The 20,043-nt window shown below is 68.9% G+C and carries 17 protein-coding genes; 9 read left to right on the top strand and 8 right to left on the bottom strand.

From position 1 onward, the window contains the following. Positions 1–183 precede the first annotated feature (183 nt). From FZN60_RS01735 to FZN60_RS01695, 9 genes are all read left to right on the top strand, one after another. Positions 184–1,518 (top strand): efflux RND transporter periplasmic adaptor subunit, encoded by a 1,335-nt coding sequence (locus FZN60_RS01735; protein ID WP_158870393.1) that lies wholly within the window; start codon positions 184–186, stop codon positions 1,516–1,518. Continuing rightward, complete coding sequence (locus FZN60_RS01730) at positions 1,515–4,700, top strand: efflux RND transporter permease subunit (RefSeq protein WP_158870391.1); 3,186 nt, start codon at positions 1,515–1,517, stop codon at positions 4,698–4,700. The genes FZN60_RS01735 and FZN60_RS01730 overlap by 4 nt, the downstream gene beginning before the upstream one ends. Before the next feature lie 81 nt (positions 4,701–4,781). Beyond that, complete coding sequence (locus FZN60_RS01725) at positions 4,782–5,930, top strand: T6SS phospholipase effector Tle1-like catalytic domain-containing protein (RefSeq protein WP_158870389.1); 1,149 nt, start codon at positions 4,782–4,784, stop codon at positions 5,928–5,930. 47 nt (positions 5,931–5,977) lie between these two features. Further along, positions 5,978–7,810: an ABC-F family ATP-binding cassette domain-containing protein gene (locus FZN60_RS01720; RefSeq protein ID WP_158870387.1), complete on the top strand. Its 1,833-nt coding sequence runs from the start codon at positions 5,978–5,980 to the stop codon at positions 7,808–7,810. Between the two features lie 454 nt (positions 7,811–8,264). Next, positions 8,265–8,660, top strand: coding sequence for a response regulator (locus FZN60_RS01715; RefSeq protein WP_158870385.1), 396 nt, complete (start codon positions 8,265–8,267; stop codon positions 8,658–8,660). A gap of 128 nt (positions 8,661–8,788) precedes the next feature. After that, positions 8,789–9,928: a D-alanyl-D-alanine carboxypeptidase family protein gene (locus FZN60_RS01710; RefSeq protein ID WP_158870383.1), complete on the top strand. Its 1,140-nt coding sequence runs from the start codon at positions 8,789–8,791 to the stop codon at positions 9,926–9,928. 70 nt (positions 9,929–9,998) lie between these two features. Further along, entirely contained in the window at positions 9,999–11,411 is a 1,413-nt protein-coding gene (gene sthA / locus FZN60_RS01705; protein ID WP_158870381.1) for a Si-specific NAD(P)(+) transhydrogenase, read from the top strand. Between the two features lie 233 nt (positions 11,412–11,644). Beyond that, on the top strand, positions 11,645–13,060 hold the full coding sequence (locus FZN60_RS01700; RefSeq protein WP_158870379.1) for a DEAD/DEAH box helicase: 1,416 nt from the start codon (positions 11,645–11,647) through the stop codon (positions 13,058–13,060). A 127-nt stretch (positions 13,061–13,187) separates the two neighbouring features. Continuing rightward, on the top strand, positions 13,188–13,499 hold the full coding sequence (locus tag FZN60_RS01695; RefSeq protein ID WP_158870377.1) for a polyhydroxyalkanoic acid system family protein: 312 nt from the start codon (positions 13,188–13,190) through the stop codon (positions 13,497–13,499). A 6-nt stretch (positions 13,500–13,505) separates the two neighbouring features. Here FZN60_RS01695 and FZN60_RS01690 read toward each other — a convergent pair whose 3' ends face one another. From FZN60_RS01690 to flhA, 8 genes are all read right to left on the bottom strand, one after another. Next, complete coding sequence (locus FZN60_RS01690) at positions 13,506–14,003, bottom strand: hypothetical protein (protein ID WP_158870375.1); 498 nt, start codon at positions 14,001–14,003, stop codon at positions 13,506–13,508. 131 nt (positions 14,004–14,134) lie between these two features. Beyond that, positions 14,135–14,887, bottom strand: coding sequence for a helix-turn-helix transcriptional regulator (locus FZN60_RS01685; RefSeq protein WP_158870373.1), 753 nt, complete (start codon positions 14,885–14,887; stop codon positions 14,135–14,137). A 322-nt stretch (positions 14,888–15,209) separates the two neighbouring features. Next, complete coding sequence (locus FZN60_RS01680) at positions 15,210–15,701, bottom strand: hypothetical protein (protein WP_158870371.1); 492 nt, start codon at positions 15,699–15,701, stop codon at positions 15,210–15,212. Then, positions 15,698–16,051: a hypothetical protein gene (locus tag FZN60_RS01675; protein WP_158870369.1), complete on the bottom strand. Its 354-nt coding sequence runs from the start codon at positions 16,049–16,051 to the stop codon at positions 15,698–15,700. The genes FZN60_RS01680 and FZN60_RS01675 overlap by 4 nt, the downstream gene beginning before the upstream one ends. A gap of 27 nt (positions 16,052–16,078) precedes the next feature. Next, on the bottom strand, positions 16,079–16,588 hold the full coding sequence (locus FZN60_RS28785; RefSeq protein ID WP_246726521.1) for a rod-binding protein: 510 nt from the start codon (positions 16,586–16,588) through the stop codon (positions 16,079–16,081). A gap of 78 nt (positions 16,589–16,666) precedes the next feature. After that, on the bottom strand, positions 16,667–17,107 hold the full coding sequence (locus FZN60_RS01665) for a hypothetical protein (RefSeq protein WP_158870367.1): 441 nt from the start codon (positions 17,105–17,107) through the stop codon (positions 16,667–16,669). Then, entirely contained in the window at positions 17,104–17,859 is a 756-nt protein-coding gene (locus FZN60_RS01660) for a flagellar biosynthetic protein FliR (protein WP_158870365.1), read from the bottom strand. Before FZN60_RS01660 ends, FZN60_RS01665 begins: the two co-directional genes overlap by 4 nt. Continuing rightward, on the bottom strand, positions 17,856–19,952 hold the full coding sequence (gene flhA / locus FZN60_RS01655) for a flagellar biosynthesis protein FlhA (protein WP_158870363.1): 2,097 nt from the start codon (positions 19,950–19,952) through the stop codon (positions 17,856–17,858). Before flhA ends, FZN60_RS01660 begins: the two co-directional genes overlap by 4 nt. Positions 19,953–20,043: the final 91 nt, after the last annotated feature.

Here is a 20,043-nt window from a genome sequence, read left to right as displayed (position 1 = left end):
GAAATCCAGGGGGTCCGCCGCGAGGCGGGCCCCTTCGTCGTATCTCGGCCCTCGAATCGACGCAGGGGCCATTACAAATCGTAACGAAACTCAACGCGTCGATCAGGGCTTCTCGGCTATGGTGCAGGCGCCTCGAGACGCCTGCGGCGATCGTGCCGACGGGCGGTTGCAGCACGGATGGTCATGGCCTTCATCAAGCAGCTCCTCGTCACGATCGCACTTCTTGGCGGCGCCGCAGCGCTCTGGATCACCTTCGATCCGGCGCCCGGGCGCGCCATCCTGCAGTCCGGCGCTGCGCTCCCCAACGAGGTGCGCCAGGCCGTCCTCTGGCTCAATCCCGCCAGCGACCCGGCAGCCGCCAGGCCGGCGGCCGCCGGCAACCGCGGCGGCGCGCCCGGCGGTGGTCGTGGCGGTGCCGGCGGGCCGCCGCTGATCGTCATCGGCGACGTCGCGGAGGCGGTGGCGCAGTCGACGTTGAAGGCCATCGGCACGGCGGAGGCCGCGCGCTCCGTTCCCGTTTATCCCGATGCCACCGGCATCGTGTCCGCGGTCGGCTTCAAGTCCGGCGACGAAGTGGCGGCCGGCAGCGTGCTCATCACCCTCAAGGACGACGCGGAACGCCTCGCGCTCGACCGGGCGCGCATTGCGCTCAAGGCCGCGGAGGACCAGCTCGCCCGAGCCGAGCGCTTGTCCAACTCGATCTCCACCGTTCAGCTCGAAGATTACCGCCGTACCCTCGACAATGCGCGCCTCGACCTGCGCTCCGCCGAGATCGCGCTCGACGACCGCCGCATCACGGCCCCCATCGACGGCCGGGTCGGGCTCGCCGACATCGACGTCGGCGATCTCGTCGGCAGTCAGACGCTGATCGCCACCGTGGACGACCGCGCGAACCTGCGCGTCGTCTTCTTCGTGCCTGAATCCTACGTGCCCCAGGTCGCGATCGGGCAAACGTTCGAGGCGACGAGCACCGCCCGGCCGGGCGAAACCTTCGAGGGCCGCGTCACCGCCATCGACAGCCGCCTCGACGAGGCCTCGCGCACGCTGCGCGTCGAGGGCACCATCGCCAACGAGGACGATCGGCTGCGCCCGGGCATGTCCTTCGCGCTCGGCATCGACTTCGAGGGCGACCGCTACCTCGCGCTCGACCCCATGGCGATCCAGTGGGAGCGCGCCGGCGCCTATGCCTGGAAGATCGTCGGCGACCGGCCGGAAAAGGCGGCGTTGCGCATCGTCCAGCGCGACATCGACCGCGTGCTGGCGGCGAGCGACGCGTTGCGGCCGGGCGACGTCGTCGCCGTGGAGGGCGTCCAGTCCATTCGCGAGGGGTTGCCCGTGCGCATCGACGGCACGACCGGCGCGCCCGCCGGCCCGGCGGTGGCCGACGGCGCCACCGCCGGCGAGGCGGCGCCGGAAGCCGCAACGCCTCCGGCTCCGGCCTCGGCCGCGCCGTCTCCGGCCCGGGCGAGCCTCGGCTTCGCCTCGCCCGCCAATGCCCGCGAGAACGCGGTCCGATGAGCGGCGGCAAGCCGTCGGGCGGTCCGGACGCCCTCACCAGCCTCACCAGCCTCTTCATCCGCCGGCCGGTCCTGACGATCGTGCTCAACCTCCTCCTGGTCGTGGCGGGCCTCGCCGCCTTCCAGGCCGTGGAGGTGCGCGAGCTGCCCAACGTCGACCAACCCGTGGTCTCCGTGTCCGTCACCCTCGACGGCGCCTCGCCCGAAGCCGTCGACCAGCAGATCACCTCGACCGTCGAAAGCGCGGTCGCGCGCGTCGCCGGCATCGACTCCGTCTCGTCGCGATCGAGCTTCGGCTCGAGCCGGGTCACCATCGAGTTCACCGACACGACCGACATCAACGTCGCGGCGAGCGACGTGCGCGACGCGGTGGGCCGGGTCGTCTTCCAGCTGCCGGAGGACGCCGACGAGCCGCGCGTCGTCAAGGCCGACGCCGACGCCGACGCCATCATGCGCCTCGCCGTGGTCGCGCCGGGCATGCGGTCCGACGAGCTGACGACGCTCGTCCAGGACGTCATCGTCGATCGCCTCTCGGCGGTGGAGGGCGTGGCGGACGTCCAGGAGAACGGCGACCGCGAAGAGCGCATCTTCATCGACGTCGATCCGGATCGCCTGGCGACGCGGAGCCTCACCCTCGCCGACCTCTCGGCGGCGCTGCGCAACGTCGCCCTCGACGTTCCCGCCGGCTCGCTCGTCTCGCCGACGCAGGATCTCGTCGTGCGGGCCAACGCCAACGTCACGACGCCGGAGGCCTTCGGCGCCATCGCCATCAACGACCGCACCCGCCTTCGCGACGTCGCCACCGTCCGCTTCGGACCGGAAGACGCGACGTCGATCGTGCGCATCAACGGCCAGACGGGTTTCGGCCTCGGCATCGTGCGTCAGGCGGGCTCCTCGACGCTGTCGATCTCGGAAGGCGTGCGCGCCGCCGTCGACGAGATGAACCGCACCCTGCCCGACGCCGTCTCGATCCGCGTCACCAGCGACGACGCCATCTTCATCAACGGCGCCATCCACGAGGTCGAGCTGACGCTGATCTTCGCCGTCCTGATCGTCGTCGCGGTGATCTACGCCTTTCTCCTGAATCTTCGGGCGACGCTGATCCCGGCCGTCACCATGCCGGTCTCGCTGATCGCCGTGATCGCGGCGATCTATCTCGCCGGCTTCTCGATCAACATCCTGACGCTCCTCGCCCTCGTGCTGGCGACCGGCCTCGTCGTCGACGACGCGATCATCGTCCTCGAAAACATCGTGCGCCGCCGCGACATGGGGGCCAAGCCCCAGGCGGCGGCCGTGATCGGCACGCGCGAGGTCTTCTTCGCCGTGATCGCGACAACGGCGACGCTCGCGGCCGTCTTCGTCCCGATCTCGTTCCTGCCGGGCCAGGCGGGCGCGCTCTTCGCGGAGTTCGGCTTCGTTCTGGCGATCGCCGTCCTCCTGTCCTCCTTCGTCGCCCTGACCCTGTGCCCGATGCTCGCCTCGCGCCTCCTGAAGGAGAAGCCGAGCGCCGCCGAGCGCCACAGCCTGCTGGCGCGCGGCTGGATCTGGATGGGCGGGCGGCTCGCGGGCCTCTACGGCGCGGCGCTGCGCTTCTCGCTCACCTTCCCGCTCGTGGTTCTCGGGCTCGCCTCGATGTTCGCCTTCTCGGCCTTCGTCGCCTACAACAACCTCGCCCAGGAGCTGACGCCGCCCGAGGATCGCGGCACGATCTTCCTGCGCGTCACGACGCCCCAGAGCGCGGCGCTCGACTACACCTCCTCCAAGGTCCGGCAGGTCGAGGACCTTCTCCTGCCTTATGTCCAGTCGGGCGAAGCGGCGAACGTCTACTCGATCTCCGGCGCGGGCGGCAGCAACAACTCCGCCTTCGTCTTCCTGTCGCTCGCCGACTGGGCCGAGCGCGAGCGGCCGCAGAGCGCGATCGCCGCCGAGATCAACCGCGCCGTCGCCGAGATCCCGGGCGTGCGCGCCTTCGCGATCCAGCCGAACTCGCTCGGCATCCGCGGCGGCGGGCGCGGCCTCCAGTTCGCGGTTCTCGGCTCCAGCTACGCGGCCATCGCCGACGCCGCCGAGACGCTGCGCGAGGCGATGGAGACGGACGGCCGCTGGGGCCGCGTCGACCTCAACTTCGAGGCGACGCAGCCCCAGCTCTCGGTCCAGATCGACCGCGAGCGCGCCTCCGATCTCGGCATCGACATCGAGGGCCTCGCGACCGCCGTCCAGGCGCTCCTCGACGGCACGCAGGTCACGACGACCTTTATCGAGGACCAGGCCGTTCCGATCGAGATCGTCTCGACCGGCCAGCCGATCAACGATCCGGCCGACCTGTCGAACCTCTTCCTGAAGACCGGCGACGGGCGCATCGTCCCGATGTCGAGCGTCGCGACGCTGACCGAGGAGCCGATCGCGCCCTCGCTCACCCGCGAGGAGCGCTCGCGCGCCGTCTCGCTCTCCGCCGAGCTGAAGCCGGGCTACACGATCGGCCAGGGCTGGACCGACCTCCAGGCCTTCGCGAGCGAGCACCTGCCGCCCGAGATGCGGCTGATCCCGCTCGCCGAGGCGAAGACGCTTGGCGAAACCTCCGGCGGCCTGGCGCTGACCTTCGGCTTCGCCATCGTGATCGTGCTCCTGGTGCTGGCGGCGCAGTTCGAGAGCTTCGTCTCGGCCCTCATCATCATCGCGACGGTGCCCTTCGGGCTCGCCTGCGCGGTCTTCGCCCTGCAGTTCTTCGGGCAGAGCCTCAACCTCTACAGCCAGATCGGCCTCGTCCTCCTCGTCGGCATCATCGCCAAGAACGGCATCCTCGTCGTCGAGTTCGCCAATGCCGAGCGCGACCGCGGCCTGTCGGTGCGCGAGGCGGTGGAGGTCGCGGCCATGACGCGTCTGCGACCGGTGATGATGACGATGATCGCGACGATCGTCGGCGGCGTGCCCCTGATCTTCTCGACCGGCGCCGGCGCCGAGGCGCGGCAGGCTCTCGGTTACGTCATCGTCGGCGGCCTCGCCTTGGCGACGCTCGCGACGCTGTTCATCACGCCGATCGCCTATCTCTTCCTCGCCCGCTTCTCCAAGCCCCAGGCCGAGAGCCGCGCCCGGCTCGACCACGAGCTCGAGGAAGCCGCCCGCCTCGGCGCCGACGCGGAGGGACACGGACCGGCGAAGGGTGGCCTGCAACCGGCGGAATAGGCCGGCCGCGCAGGTGAACTTGATGATTGCAGAGCCGCGCGGGCGGTGCCATCCTTCCCCAAGGGAAGAGGGAGGAGCACCATGCAGAAGAAGCGGCTCGTCGTGTGCTTCGACGGCACCTGGAACAACGCCGACCGCGGCGGGAGCGAGACCAACGTCTCGATCCTGGCGCGGTCGGTGCAGGCCAACAGCGGCGGCGACGGCGTTCCCCAGCTGACGCTCTATCTGCGCGGCGTCGGCTCCACCGGCAACGCGATCCGGCGCCTGCTGGACGGGGCAACCGGCGACGGTCTCGATGACAACATCCTGTCCGCCTACATGTTTCTCGCCCAGAACTACGTGCCGGCCGAGGACGACCGAGGGGCGGACGAGATTTTCCTCTTCGGCTTCTCGCGCGGCGCCTTCACCGCCCGAAGCCTGTGCGGGATGATCGGTGCCTGCGGTCTCCTCAAGCGGCAGGATCTCGATCGCATCGCCGATGCCTGGGCCTTCTATCGGAACGAGAAGGCGACGACGCGCAAGCCGGAGGTCTTTCGGCGCAAGCACGGGGTCGACGCGCATCGGGAGGTGGCGATCAGCTTCCTCGGCGTCTGGGACACGGTCGGCTCGCTCGGCATCCCGTCCTCCCTCATCGGCAGCTTCGTCAACGAGGGCTACGAGTTCCATGACACCACGCCCTCGCGGATCGTTCGCCGGGCGCGCCACGCCCTCGCGATCGACGAGCACCGCGACGAGTTCATCCCGACCTTCTGGACCCACCCGGCGCCGGACGGCTCGGACATCGGGCAGGTCTGGTTCGCCGGCGTTCATTCCGATGTCGGCGGCGGCTACGCGAACCGGAAGCTCGCCGACATCCCGCTGCTCTGGATGGCGGACGAGGCGCGAGAGGCCGGGCTGAAGCTCGATGCCGACGTCCTGCCGAGGACCGGCGACCTCGATCCCCTCGCCCCGCAGCACGAATCCCGCAAGGGCTATTCGAGCAAGGACTACTTCACGCCGACCTTTCGGCGCATCCTTGAGCACGACGTCGATGCCGCCTTCAACGAGGCCGTCTACGTGCCCAGGGACAAGCGCAGGAAGGTGCTCGCCACGATCAACGAGTCGATCCATCCGAGCGTGAAGCGCCGCTTCGGCCAAACGGTGCGCACGCTGAGCGCCGAGAACAAGGTCGTGCGCGACGCGATCTACCGCCCGAAGAACCTGGCGCCGGCCCTCGACGAAGAGGACTGACCGGGCCGCGTTGCGGGCGGAGGCTCGATCGCGCTAGAAGCCGGGCCATGGCACCTCCCCCGCTTCTGCGCCTCGACGGCGTGCGCCTCACCTTCGGCGGCACGCCGCTCCTCGCCGACGTCGAGCTGAACGTCCTGCCCGGCGACCGCATCGCGCTCGTCGGCCGCAATGGGTCCGGCAAGTCGACCCTTCTCAAGATCGCGGCCGGCATCGTCGAGCCGGATGGCGGCGACGTCTTCGTCAAGCCGGGCACGACGGTGCGCTACCTGCCGCAGGAGCCCGACTTCGGCGCGCACGAGACCGTCGGCGCCTATGCGAGCGCCGGTCTCGGCCCCGCCGACGATCCCTACCGCGTAACCATGCTTCTGGAAGCCCTCGGCCTGTCCGAGAGCGCCCGCACCGCCGACCTGTCGGGCGGCGAGGCGCGCCGCGCCGCACTTGCCCGCACGCTCGCGCCCGAGCCCGACGTCGTCCTCCTCGACGAGCCGACCAACCACCTCGACCTGCCGACCATCGAGTGGCTGGAAGGCGAGATCGGCGCGATCCGCAGCGCCATGGTGCTCATCAGCCACGACCGCCGCTTCCTGGAGCGCACGACCCGCGCGACCGTCTGGCTCGACCGGGGCGGCGTCCGGCGCCTGGAGGAAGGCTTCGGCGCCTTCGAGGCATGGCGCGACAAGGTTCTGGAAGAGGAGGAGATCGCCTTCCAGAAGCTCGGCCGCAAGATCGTGCGCGAGGAGCACTGGCTGCGCTACGGCGTCACCGCCCGGCGCAAGCGCAACGAGCGCCGCCTCGCCAACCTCCATTCCCTGCGCGCCGAGCGGCGCGAGCACCGCCACGCCGTCGGTCAGGTGCAGATGGCGACGGGCGAAACGCGCGAGAGCGGCAAGCTGGTGATCGAGGCGGAGACGATCTCCAAGGCCTATGGGGAGCGCGTCCTCGTGCGGGACTTCTCGACCCGCATCCAGCGCGGCGACCGTATAGGCTTCGTCGGTCCGAACGGCGCGGGCAAGACGACGCTTCTCAAGATGCTGATCGGCGAAACGCCGCCGGACACCGGGTTCGTCCGCCTCGGCACCAATCTCGATCTCGCCTTTCTCGACCAGAAGCGCGCCAGCCTGCGCGACGACGTATCGGTGGCCGAGGCGCTCACCGACGGGCGCGGCGACCAGGTCGTCGTCAACGGCGAAGCCCGCCACGTCGCGGGCTACCTGAAGGACTTCCTGTTCCAGCCCGAGCAGATCAGGACGCCGGTCGGCAACCTGTCGGGCGGCGAGCGGGCGCGTCTCCTCCTGGCCAAGACGCTGGCGACGCCCGCCAACCTTCTCGTTCTCGACGAGCCGACCAACGATCTCGACATGGAAACGCTCGATCTCCTCCAGGAACTCGTCGCGAACTATCCCGGCACCGTCCTTCTCGTGTCCCACGACCGCGACTTCCTCGACCGGACGGTGACGAGCGTGATCTCGCCGGCCGACACGGGCGACGGTCGCTGGCTGGATTATGCCGGCGGCTATTCCGACATGGTGGCGCAAAAGCGGGGAGCGAGCGATGCGGCGCGCCCGAAGGCGCCCGCCCCCGCGAGGCCGAGCGGAGGCAACAAGAACGCAGCGAGCGCCCCGGCCCCGGAGCGCAAGACCACCTCGAAGCTCGCCTACAAGCAGAAGTTCGCGCTGGAGAACCTGCCCAAGGAGATCGCGCGCCTCGAGGCCGCCATCGCCAAGGCCGAGGCCGCCATGGCCGATCCCGCCCTGTTCTCCAAGGATCCCAAGCGCTTCGCCGCGCTCGCCGCGGAGATCGAGGCGAACCGGACCGCCCTCGCGAAGGCGGAGGACGAGTGGCTGGAGCTGGAGATGCTGCGCGACGCGATGGAGGGCTGAACCCGCCCCTCACCGCCCCGCCGCTCTGGCAAAGCGTCGCAGGTCGCGGCGCGCCTGCGCATTCCCCTGGGGAAGAGCGGGTAATGATGGAAAGATCACTTGCAAGTCGAACATATCATTTGCTTGGATGTTGCGAATCGCAGGTTTCGGCACCAAGTCTTGGGCCGGTTGACAAGAATCCTCCGGCCACCGGGTTTGACAATCCAACCCGGCGCCTATCTTGAGGTTTCGTGTCGAGTATGAAACAGGACGGCGTGCGCGCCGGCGGATGGGTGGCCATTGCTAGAACGGCCCGGTTCGCTTGCGCGTCGGTACGAATGACGCAGAGACGCTTCATGCAATTTCGGCCCATGCGGACGCGCGGACATAAGGTTCCGCAAACCTTTCTCGGACATGATCGTGTCGGAGGCTCGCGAACACCGCCGCCGGTCCGTCCTTGGAGCATCGAACTCCGTTGAGCCAAGTCCCGCCCGCCGCCAAATGCACCATCCTCGTCGTCGATGACGAGCCCCTGGTCCGCTTCAACGCCGTCGACATCTTCGAAGAGATGGGGTTCGAGGTCATCGAGGCCGCCGACGGGGTGGAAGCTCTCGCCATCCTCGAATCCCGTTCCGACATCGGCCTCCTGTTCAGCGACTGCCGGATGCCCCGCATGACCGGGCCCGAACTCGCCGCCGTCGCTTCCCGCCGTTGGCCGAACCTGCGCATCGTACTCGTCACGGGCTATGTCAGCGCCGAGGACGTCAAGGACTGGCCGCTTCTCTGGAAGCCCTACAAGGCGGAAGACATCCAGCGCATCGTCGCCCATCGCGAAGTCGGCGCCAAGCGCTCTCGCCACTCCGCGGCTTGAGCCGCGCTCGTTTCGCTCGTTCGCCGCGCGGCGAACGATGTGACGACGCGCAAGGCTTTCATCTCACCGGCAAGCTTTGTAGCCTCGGGTCGTCCGCGCGCGCGGGCCATGCGGCAGACGGAGGCAGGATGCGGACGGCGTCAACGGTATCGGCTCGGGCCTGGCTGACGGGCCTCGCACTCCTCGTGCTCTTCCTGCGGCCGGCTGCCGCCTTCGAGACCGCGGCCCCCCATGCCATGATGGTCGACTTCGAGACCGGCATCGTTCTCTTCGAGAAGGACGCCGACGCTCGCGTGCCGCCGGCGAGCCTCCTGAAGCTGATGACCATCGCGGTGATCTTCAACGAGCTGAAGAAGGGCACCGTCTCGCTCGACGACGTGTACACCGTCTCCGAGCATGCCTGGCGCACCGGCGGCGCGGCCTCGGGCGGCTCCACCATGTTCCTGCCGCTGAATTCACAGGTCGCGCTCGGCGACCTCATCAAGGGCATCGTGATCCAGTCCGGCAACGACGCGACGATCGTCGCGGCGGAGGGCATCGCCGGCTCGGTCGAGGCCTTCGCCGGCATGATGAACGCCCGCGCCGCCGAGATCGGCCTCACCGGCTCGCACTTCGTCAACCCGCACGGGCTTCCCGCCGAGGGTCAGGTCGTGACGATGCGGGACCTGACGACGCTCGCCGCCCACATCATCCGCGACTATCCCGTGCACTACCACCTCTTCTCCGAGGAAGCCTTCACCTTCAACGGCATCACCCAGCGCTCGCGCAATCCGCTGCTCGGCCTCGGCGCCGACGGGCTCAAGACGGGCCACACCTCCGAAGCCGGCTTCGGGCTCGTTGCCTCGGCCAAGAACGCCGAGCGCCGCATCGTCTTCGCCATGAGCGGCATGACCTCGCAGAACCAGCGCGCCGAGGAAGCCCGCGCCATGATGGCCTTCGGCCTCGAAGGCTTCTCCGAGGTGACCGTGCAGCGCTCGGGCGAGAGCGTCGGCTACGCGCCTGTGACGGACGGGACCGCCTCGCAGGTCGCGCTCGCCACCAAGAACGACGTGCGGCTCCTCGGCCCGCGCGAGGGCGCCGGCGGCTACACCAAGATCGTCGTCGGCGCGCGCACCCTGCCGGCGCCTGTTTCGCCGGGCACGCCGGCCGGAACGCTGCGGATCATGCGCGCCGGGCTGACCGTTCACGAGGAACCGCTGTTCACGACGGAAGCCGTCGAGGAAGACAGCTTCATCCGCCGCTTCTGGTCCAACATTACCGGCGGCTGAGAACCGGCCTCGCGCAATCCCGGGCGGCTAGAACGCGTCGATCTGTTCTTCGGCGAGCGCGCGAGCCCTCATGTCTGTTTTCGACCTCATCGTCATCGGCAGCGGCCCCTCGGGCCGGCGCGCGGCCGTCCAGGCCGCCAAGCTCGGCAAATCGGTGCTCGTCGTGGAAAAGGGGCGGCGCGTCGGCGGCGTGTCCGTCCACACCGGCACGATCCCCTCCAAGACCATGCGCGAAACGGTGCTGAACCTCACCGGCTGGCGCGAGCGCGGCTTCTACGGCCTCGCCTACCGGGTCAAGCAGGACATCACGGCCTCCGACATCCAGGCCCGCATCCTCAAGACGCTCGACCACGAGGTCGAGGTGCTGGAGCACCAGTTCGTTCGCAACGGCGTGAAGACCGTCGTGGGCGAGGCGTCCTTCCTGTCGCCGCACGAGATCGCGATCGCGCTGCCCACGGGCGAGACGCGGGTGGAGCGCGCCGGGGTCGTGATCATCGCCTGCGGCACCCAGCCTTTCCGGCCGGACACGATCCCCTTCGACCACGCCTCCGTCTTCGACAGCGACGAGATCGTCGAGCTGCCGAAGCTGCCGCGGTCCATGACGGTGATCGGGGCCGGCGTCATCGGCGTCGAATACGCGACCATCTTCTCCGCGCTGGAAGTCGCGGTGACGCTGATCGAGCCGCGCACAAGCTTCCTCGACTTCATCGACAAGGAGGTCATCGCCGAGTTCGTCCACGAGCTGCGCGACCGCAACGTGGCGCTGCGCCTCGGCTCGGAGGTGTCCTCGGTCACGCTGGACGCCGCCGGCCGGCCGGTCTGCGAACTCGCCAGCGGCCGCACGGTGACGAGCGAGGTCCTCCTCTTCGCCGCCGGCCGCATGGGCGCGACGGACAAGCTGAACCTTTCGGCGGTCGGGATCGAGACCGACCGACGCGGGCGGATCAGGGTGGACCCGAAGACGCTCCAGACGAGCGTTCCCCACATCTACGCCGCCGGCGACGTGATCGGCTTTCCCAGCCTCGCCTCGACCTCGCTCGAACAAGGCCGCCTCGCGGCCTGCCACGCCTTCGGCCTGGAACCGCCGCCCCCGCCCGAATTCTTTCCCTACGGGATCTATTCCGTGCCGGAGATCTCGACGGTCGGCATGAGCGAGGAAGAGGTCCAGCGCCGCGGCATCCCCTACGAATGCGGCATCGCGCGCTTCCGCGAGACCTCGCGCGGCCACATCATGGGCGTCCAGAGCGGCATGATGAAGCTGATCTTCTCGCGCAAGACGCGCCGGCTTCTCGGCGCCCACATCATCGGCGAGGGCGCGACGGAGCTCGTCCACATCGGCCAAGCGGTGCTGAACCTCAAGGGCACCATCGACTACTTCATGGAGAACACCTTCAACTATCCGACGCTCGCCGAGGCCTACAAGGTCGCGAGCCTCGACGCCTGGAACCGCGCCTTCGCCTCGCCCGTCACGGCGAAGATCTGAAGCGCAGCCGGCGCACGGGTTGACGCGGCGCAGCAAAGCGCCGATATGGGGCGGGTCACGCCGCGAATGCGCTGCGCCCGCTTCTTCGTTCCGACAGCTCGGGACCTTTTGACGAGCGCCAGCCGGGTTGTTCTTCGTCCCGGCCGCGGCCCGTGCCGTTCCGCTCCCGCGCAAGGGGCGGCCGGCCGCTTGAGCGGGCGACAGGGATCGCCTGCCCATCCCGAAAGTCCAGTTTGACCCAGACCGATTTCCAGGCGTTCGGCCTCGCCGACACGCTTCTCAAGGCGCTCGCGCTCCTCGACATCACGACCCCTACCCCGATCCAGGCCCGGGCGATCCAGCCCCAGATGGAAGGGCGCGACGTCCTCGGCATCGCCCAGACCGGTACCGGCAAGACCGCCGCCTTCTCGCTGCCGCTGCTGCACGGGCTGCTCACCCGCCATGTCGGGCGCCCGGTTCCCAAGACCCCGAAGGCCCTGATCCTCGCCCCGACGCGCGAGCTCGCCTCGCAGATCGCCGACTCGGTGAAGGACTACACCGTCGGCACCAAGCTCACCCACACCGTCGTCTTCGGCGGCGTGTCGATCCGCCCGCAGATCGACACCATGCGCCGCGGCGTCGACATCGTCATCGCGACGCCGGGCCGGCTCCTCGACCTCGTCAACCAGCGCGCCATCAGCCTGTCCGGCGTTCGCTTCGTCGTTCTCGACGAGGCTGACCGCATGCTGGACATGGGCTTCGTGCGCGACGTGATGCGCATCGTCGACGAATTGCCCGAGGAGCGCCAGTCGCTGCTCTTCTCGGCCACCATGCCGAGAAGCGTCGAGGACCTGTCGCGTCGCATCCTGACCAATCCGGTTCGCGTCGAGGTGACGCCCGAGGTGGTCACGGTGGAGAAGATCGCCCAGAGCGTCTACTCCGTGCCGCAGAAGGCCAAGAAGCTCTGGCTGATCGAGGCCCTGCCGGGCTTCGAGAAGACCGTGATCTTCACGCGCACCAAGCACGGCGCCAACCGCCTGTCCGAGGACCTCGCCAAGGCGGGCATCGAGGCGCTCGCCATCCACGGCAACAAGAGCCAGGGCGCTCGCCAGAAGGCGCTCGCCGCCTTCCATTCCGGCACGGTGCCGGTGCTGGTGGCGACCGACATCGTGGCGCGCGGCATCCACGTCGACGACATCAGCCACGTCGTCAACTTCGATCTGCCGGAAGAGCCGGAGTCCTACGTCCACCGCATCGGCCGCACGGCCCGCGCGGGCAAGTCCGGCATCGCCGTGACGCTGCTCGATCCGTCCGAGCGCGCCAAGCTGCGCCAGGTCGAGAAGCTGACGGGCCTGCGCTTCGACATCCAGCCGACGAACTTCGCGACCGCGATGCCCGCCGGCTCGGCCGAGGAGGAGCGCGAGGATCGTCGTCCCCGGCGCGGTCGTGGCCCCGGTCAGGGACGCCCGAACACCGGCGGCGGCAACGCCAATGCCAATGCCAAGGGCAACAATCGTCGCCGTTCGGGCCATGGCGGTCATGGCGGTCATCCCGGCGCGGGCGAGAGCCAGGGCGCCAAGGGTGGACGCCCGCAACGCCGCGCCGGCAATCAGGGCGGCGGCCGTCGGTCGGACCGGCCGAGCTCGGCCGGTCGCACCGTCAACGGCTGAGCGGCTTCGGCCGCGGCAAAACGATCAAGGGCGGCGCGGCTTCGGTCGCGCCGCCCTTTTTCATGGCCGTTGCGGGGCGCGCTTCGGCCCTCCATATCCGGTGTCCGACCCGTTCACAGGACGCGACATGGCCGAGACGATCAGCATCGACATCCCGCACAAGCTCACGCGCGCCGAGGCGCGCCAGCGCATCTCCGACAGCTTCGGCCGGATGCGGCAGGAGGTCATGGGCGGGATGATCAAGTGGGAGGACACGTGGACGGACGACCACCTGGACTTCCGCGCCCGCGTCATGGGCCAGTCGGTGACCGGCCGCCTCGACGTGCTGGACACCGCCGTTCACGTCGAGGTGGACCTGCCGATGTTCCTCGCCGCGCTCGCCGAAAAGGTGAAGGGCAAGCTCGCCCGCGAAGGCCAGATTCTCCTGGAAAAGAAGTGAGCCGGCTCAGCGCGAGGCGCTGAGCACCGCTTTCTCCGTCCGCACGCGGCCCGTGCCGCCCGCTTCCGTCTCGATCGCGAGCACGGCGCCGAGACCCGGCAGCGTCGAGCCGACCTTGACGCGCCACAGTTCGTCGCCGGCGGCGACGACCGCCTCGGACTCGAACAGGGCGACGATCGAGTAATCGGCCGGGTCGACCTCGCCGTTCCGCACCACCGCCGGCACGGGAATCGCCGGCCCCGTCTCGTCGGCCGGCGCGGCGGTCGACCCGGTGGTGATCGGGTCGACGTTGGAGGAGCGCATTCCCGCGATCAGCTGGCGCTCGAAGAAGGTCGGATCCTTGGCCGCGGTCGAGACGACCCAGGCGAAGAACCCGCATGACAGGAGCAGGACGCTCCCCGCGAGGATCGCGTTGGCGCCCTCGTCGCTCGATATGGAGTGGGACGCGATGCGGCGGAACGCGCGAAGCCGCGCGGCCGCGGACTGCTGCCGGAACTCGGACATGGCATACTCGAAACAGGAAACCCATGCGGGCCGCGCGGCTGGCGTCCGGCCCGTCATCATGGTCACCGATCGAGGTTAAGAAGCCGTCGCCGTCCAGCCTGGGGAAAGGCCGGACCCGTTCGCCCGGCTTCTCAGGTCACGATCCCGAGGCGCAGCGATTCGGCGATGGCATGCGCCCGGTTGGCGGCTTTCAGCTTCACCGTGGCCGAGACGAGATGGTGGTCCACCGTGTGCTTGGACAGGGCGAGGCGGCGCGCGATGGCCTCGCTCGTCAGCCCGTTCGAGGCGAGCTGCAGGCATTCGCGCTCGCGCGGGGTGACGTGGCCACGCTCGCCGATCACGGCCTCGAGCTGGCAATAGCGGGCGAACCAGCTCGTCGAGAAGATGCGCAGGGCCAGGATGTCGAGCGAGCGCAGCTCCGGCCGACCCCGACCGAGAAAAAGCACCCCGCCGACACGCCGAAGCCCGGCTCGCACCGGCACGCAGATCCCCGACAGAGCGACTGGAAGCGGGCCGCGGTCGCGCAGCACGCCCGCTTCGAAGACAGGGGGATGCTCGTCCGCCTCGCCGTGGCCGGTCCATCGGAACGGGAGCGAGGATCGTTCCGGCAGTCCGACGATGAACGCGCCGAGGCTATCGGGAGCAAGCTCGGACGAAGCGAGGCGCCGCCCCTCTTCCACCAGGCGCAGAAAGGCGCCCTCCGCATCGGGGGACGCGACGACGAGCGCGACGCCTTCGAAGCCGCCGGCTCGACTCGCCTCGGTCAACCGGGCGGTGAGGTCCGGCAAGTTCGCCAACTTCCAGAGCCCGTCCGCGTCGAAGGCGGCTCCCATGGTGTCCCGGCCCACCGCAGGTTCCGCTTCGACCAGAAGCTCGTCATTCATCGCAATATTCATCTTCCCGAAGGACCGGCGCTCCTGACTCCTGGCGCGGCACGCCCTTGGCCACGGCGACGGCCTCGACCCTTTCGGGACGCTCCGACGCCGAGACACCGCCCCGACGCAGGTCTCGCGCCGGTGCCGGACAGCAGCGCGACCAGATACCCGGTCTCGTCGTACGATGGGCGCCGCACCAATTAATAAGGGCACCTAGTGTATTCTCGAGCCTGAATCAACGCCCGCGACGAAGCGTCGAGCCGTCGAGACGAAGCCAAGCTTTGCCGACACGACCCGGAGGGCCCGCTCGGCACCGAGCCGGTTCCCTCGCCTACTTCTGCTGCAAGGCGGCGGCCTGTTCCTCGGCGCCGCGCACCTCGTTGCGGCGGATGTAGTCGAACTTGTCGACGAGGACCTCCTCGACGAGTGCAGTCTTGTAGACCGCGTTGACGTCGTCGCGGACCTGCGTTGTCAGCGCCTTCAGGTCGAAGCGCTGGGGCTGGCCGAAGTCGAAGCCGTCGAGCGAGTAGATCCGGCGGAAGGCCGAGTCGATGACGAAGGGATCGGGCGGCACCTTCAGTTCCGACACCGTCTTGCCGTCGATGGTGTAGACGAAGCGTGCCAGGATATAGCCTTCCAGCCCCTTGTCCGAGATCATCGGCACGGTGATGTCGCTCGTCTTGCGGTAGTCGAGCCCCTGGAAGTAAGTCGGCTCTGCCGCGGCTTCGGCCGGAGCCGCACCGCTCTGCATGGAGGCGACCAGAAAGCTGGACCCGAGCGAGACGGCGCAGACCCATGCGCCGAGGGCGATGATCTTGATCATGCGCTCCGGCCTTCGCGCGGACGCGACGAATCATAGGTTCCGTCCGATTCGGCCTGGCGGATCGACTCGGAGATCAGCTCGGACAGGTCGCGGCTTGCCGCGACGTGGAGCGACAGGACGCGCTGGTTCTCGCCGAGATTGGCTTTCAGCGCGTCGAGCCGCGCGCGCGCAGGGAGGCTCAGCTGCTCGCGGGTGATGGAGCGGGACAGGCGCGACATCTCCAGAAGGCTCTGGTTCTTCCGGCCGGCCATCTGGGCGAGGTCCAGCGCGGCGCCGCTCTTGAGCGCTCGCGTTTCGGTGAGAAGCACGGTTTCGAGGCGCTCGATGGCCTGGAGCAGGACGTTTTCCATCGCGGTTCCGCTGTCTTTCTTGAAGAATCAGGACTCGGGATCGTCGGACAGGGCGGCGGCGGGGCCGGCGCCGAGAGCGGTCGCGAGGCTCGTCGGGTCGGGCCCGAACGGCAGGTCGCCGGCGGCCTTGGCGTCGCGCTTCGCCAGCAGCTCGGCGATGCCGACGCCGCCGGAGGCCGCGAGCTCGTCGCCGATCTGCTCGGCCAGCATCGAGCGCCACACGTTGCCCGCCATGCCCGTGCCGAAGAACCCGCCCTCCTCCGAGGGCAGCATCTCCTCGACGAAGGTTCGTAGAACGAACCCCTCGAATTTCTCTTCCGGCGAGACCTTGCGCGCCTCGTGGCGCACCAGGCCCGGCACCCGGCCGATCTCCGGGGCGGCGACGCTGGAAAGCCGGGCCGAGAAGCTGTCGGCGCCGGCCTCGACGACGTGTCCGGCCGCGGACGCGGCGCGAGCGGCGGTCGCGGCCCGGCCGGCATCGACGGTCTCGACCGGATAAGGCGCGGCGGTCTTGGCGGACAGGCGGTCGACGATCACCGGAGGGCGCCTTTCATGGATGGGGAAGCGGCGCGGCCGGGCCGGCCGGCTGCCCTGGACGACTTAAACCGGAGCGGCTTATTCGAGGCTTGAGGGCTTGAAACGGGCGCGGATCTCGGCCTGGAAGCCGGCGCTCGCCACGCGGTCGACGGTCTCGTCGAGGTCGCGCTTGGCGTGGCTTTCGCGCTCGGCGAGCTTGGCCTTGTCGCGCGCCTTCTCGACGCCCTTTTCCAGGCGCCGCGCCTCGACGAGCAGCTGCTCGACCCTGGTCTGCTCGGCGACGTTCTTCTTGCGCTCGACGTCGTTGCGCTTCAGCGCGTTGACCTTGCCCTCGAGGAACAGGCCGTGCAGCGCGCCCTCGTGGTTGAGCGCGTCGATGATCGCGACGTCCTGCGCGTCGATCCTGGCGTGCTCGTCCTTGAGATGGGCGAGGCGCCACTCCTCCACCGAGCGCTTCTGGTTCTGGACCTTGAGCAGCCGCGCGAGCCGCTTGGCCTGCCCCTCGCCGCGCGCGCTCATCCGTTCACCACCCAGCCGGTGAAGTCTTGCATGAACAGGACGAAGAAGTCGGTCATGGCGTAGCCGAACAGGATGAGCCCGCCGGCGAGAACGAAGGGCAGCGAGATGAAGTAGACGGGGATCGTCGGCGTCATCTTGTTGGCGAGGCCGATCGCGAAGTTGACGATGACGGCGTAGAGGATGAACGGGCTCGAGATCCTGAGGCACAGGAGGAAGGCCTCGTCGAGATTGTCGGTGAAGTTGGCGAGCGCTCGGCGCGCCGCGAACCCCTCCACCGGCGGGATCGCCGAGTAGGAATCGACGAGCGCCCTGGCGATCTCGGCATGGAGGTTGAGGACGAAGATCAACGTCGTCGCCGTCAGCGTGATCAGCGACACGATCGCCGCGCCCGGCTCGTTGTCCTCGATCGCGGTACCGAGCGCCTGCCCCATGCCGATGGCATTGGCGACGACGTGCCCGGCGAACTGGAGCGCGAGCAGGAAGGTGCGGCCGAGAAGGCCGATCATTGCCCCGTTCAGGACCTCGGTCACGATGAGCGCGATGCGCTCGGCATCGCTCGCCCCCTCCACCAGCGGGCGCAGGCTGTCGATCAGCGCCGGCGAGAGCGCGAAGGACACGGCCAGCGCCAGGAACAGCCGGATCTGCGCGGGCAGGCGCGCCGAGGAAAAGCCCGGCATGATCATCAGGCAGCTGCCCACCCGGCAGAACACCAGGAACAGGCAGAGGACCTGAACCGAGGCGCTCTCGCTCACGAGATGGTGCCCAGCGACTTGATGTCGGTTCCGCGCGCGATCTCGACGTGGCTGAGAACGGGAAGGTTCACGAAGATGCGCTCGATCATCATGCGCACGTAAGGACGGGCGTCGGGCGCGGCGACAAGAACGAAGCTCTCGCCGGCATCCATCTTGGCGCGGATGACCTTGGTCGCCTCCGTCGCGAACTGCTCGACGAGCCGCGGGTCGATGTCGAACTCGATGACGTCGCCCTTGGCGTCGCGCTTGAGCGCCTGGTGGAAGGCGAGGTCCCAGCGGTTGCCGAGGCGCAGGACGCCGAGCTGACCCTGGTGGATGAGGTCGCCGCAGATCTGCTGCGCCATGCGCACCCGCACGTGCTCGACGATCTGCTCGGAGCGGCGCACGTGGGGCGCGATCTCGGCGATGGCCTCCAGGATCAGGTTGAGGTTGCGGATCGAGACGCGCTCGGCGAGCAGGAGCTTGAGCACCGCCTGGAGGCCCGAATAGCTCATGTGCGAGGGGATGATCTCCTCGATCAGGCGCTTGTAGTCGCCCTCCAGCCGGTCGATCAGCGCGCGCATGTCCTTGTAGGACAGGAGCTGCGACAGGTTGTTGCGGATCGTCTCGGACAGGTGGGTAAGCACCACCGAGAGCGTGTCGATCGGCTCGAAGCCGAGGCGCCGGACTTCCGAGGAGAAGGTCTCGGAGATCCAGGCGGCGCGCATGCCGAAGGCCGGCTCCTTGGTGATGTCGTGCGGCACGTCCGGCACGTTGCCCTCGCCGAGCACGATCAGGAGCTCGCCGAGACGGATGCGCTGGCTGGCGATGGTCGTCCCGTGGATCTTGATCTCGTAGGACTTCGGGTCGATCGCGAGATCGTCGGAGAGCTTGATCTCCGGCACGACGAAGCCGTAGCGCGAGGCGAAGCGGCGCCGCATCTTGCCGACGCGGTTGGCCAGTTCGTCGCGCTGGAGCAGGAGGTGGGCGGAGAGCTGCTTGCCCAGAACCAGCTCGATCTCGACGATGCGCAGCGATTCCTTCACCGAGACGCGCTCGGCCTCCTGGACGCGCTGGACCTCGGCCGCTTCCTTCTCCGCGACCTTCGCGGCCTCTTCCTGTCGGCGCTTCGGCACGACGTAGGCGATGCCGGCGAGCGCGCCGCCGAGCATCGCGAAAGGCAGGAAGGGCAGGCCCGGAAGGATCGCGAGGAGGCCCATCAGGCCGGCCGAGACGCCCATGGCGCGGGGATAATGGCCGAGCTGGCCGAGAACCGCGGTCTGCGCCTCGCCGCGCGTGCCGCCCTTCGAGACGAGGAGGCCGGCGGCGAGCGAGATGATGAGGGCCGGGATCTGCGACACGATGCCGTCGCCGACCGAGAGCTTGACGAAGACGTCGGCGGCGTGGGCGGGCTCCATGCCGTGGCGGGTGATGCCGATGATGATGCCGCCGAAGACGTTGACCGCGGTGATGATCAGGGCGGCGATGGCGTCGCCGCGCACGAACTTCGAGGCGCCGTCCATCGCACCGAAGAAGGAGCTCTCCTCTTCCAGCTCGCGCCGGCGCAGCTGGGCCTCCTTCTCGTCGATGAGGCCGGCCGACAGGTCGGCGTCGATCGCCATCTGCTTGCCGGGGATGGCGTCGAGGGTGAAGCGGGCGCCGACCTCCGCGATGCGGGTCGCGCCCTTGGTGATGACCATGAAGTTCACGATGATGAGGATCGTGAACACGATGACGCCGATGACGAAGTCGCCGCTCATGACCAGCTCGGCGAAGCCGCCGATGACGTAGCCGGCCGCGTGCACGCCATCGTCGCCGTGGGACAGGATGACGCGGGTGGTGGCCACGTTCAGCGCCAGTCGCAGCATGGTGGCGAGCAGGAGAACGGTCGGGAAGGCCGAGAACTCCAGCGGCTTCTGGATCCACAGCGCCACCATCAGGATCAGGATCGACAGCGCGATCGAGATCGACAGCCCGATGTCGATGACGAAGGCCGGGATCGGGACGAACAGCACCGTCAGCACGAAGACGACGGCGAGCGCGAAGCCGAGGTCGCGGCTGCTCTTCGGGGCGGCTTTCGGCGGGTTGAGGCCGACGCTCTCGATCAGGGCCATCGCGGGCGAGCTCCATGGCATCGAACCGCGCCGGATTGGAAGGGAAGAGCGCGCGGTCCCTGCCCCGCTTGTGCCGGGGCTCGCTGGTGCC

The organism is Antarcticirhabdus aurantiaca, from assembly GCF_009765365.1.
GTDB classification, from domain to species: domain Bacteria; phylum Pseudomonadota; class Alphaproteobacteria; order Rhizobiales; family Rhizobiaceae; genus Antarcticirhabdus; species Antarcticirhabdus aurantiaca.
Note: the sequence above shows the minus strand (reverse complement) of the source record. Positions and strands in the feature narration are given on the sequence as shown.

Excerpts from the sequence above, each read along its gene's own strand:
- FZN60_RS01735 (WP_158870393.1), top strand. The coding sequence starts at position 184 with ATGGCCTTCATCAAGCAGCTCCTCGTCACGATCGCACTTCTTGGCGGC.
- FZN60_RS01730 (WP_158870391.1), top strand. The coding sequence starts at position 1,515 with ATGAGCGGCGGCAAGCCGTCGGGCGGTCCGGACGCCCTCACCAGCCTC.
- FZN60_RS01725 (WP_158870389.1), top strand. The coding sequence starts at position 4,782 with ATGCAGAAGAAGCGGCTCGTCGTGTGCTTCGACGGCACCTGGAACAAC.
- FZN60_RS01720 (WP_158870387.1), top strand. The coding sequence starts at position 5,978 with ATGGCACCTCCCCCGCTTCTGCGCCTCGACGGCGTGCGCCTCACCTTC.
- FZN60_RS01710 (WP_158870383.1), top strand. The coding sequence starts at position 8,789 with ATGCGGACGGCGTCAACGGTATCGGCTCGGGCCTGGCTGACGGGCCTC.
- sthA (WP_158870381.1), top strand. The coding sequence starts at position 9,999 with ATGTCTGTTTTCGACCTCATCGTCATCGGCAGCGGCCCCTCGGGCCGG.
- FZN60_RS01695 (WP_158870377.1), top strand. The coding sequence starts at position 13,188 with ATGGCCGAGACGATCAGCATCGACATCCCGCACAAGCTCACGCGCGCC.
- FZN60_RS01690 (WP_158870375.1), bottom strand. The coding sequence starts at position 14,003 with ATGTCCGAGTTCCGGCAGCAGTCCGCGGCCGCGCGGCTTCGCGCGTTC.
- FZN60_RS01685 (WP_158870373.1), bottom strand. The coding sequence starts at position 14,887 with ATGAATGACGAGCTTCTGGTCGAAGCGGAACCTGCGGTGGGCCGGGAC.
- FZN60_RS01680 (WP_158870371.1), bottom strand. The coding sequence starts at position 15,701 with ATGATCAAGATCATCGCCCTCGGCGCATGGGTCTGCGCCGTCTCGCTC.
- FZN60_RS01675 (WP_158870369.1), bottom strand. The coding sequence starts at position 16,051 with ATGGAAAACGTCCTGCTCCAGGCCATCGAGCGCCTCGAAACCGTGCTT.
- FZN60_RS01665 (WP_158870367.1), bottom strand. The coding sequence starts at position 17,107 with ATGAGCGCGCGCGGCGAGGGGCAGGCCAAGCGGCTCGCGCGGCTGCTC.
- flhA (WP_158870363.1), bottom strand. The coding sequence starts at position 19,952 with ATGGCCCTGATCGAGAGCGTCGGCCTCAACCCGCCGAAAGCCGCCCCG.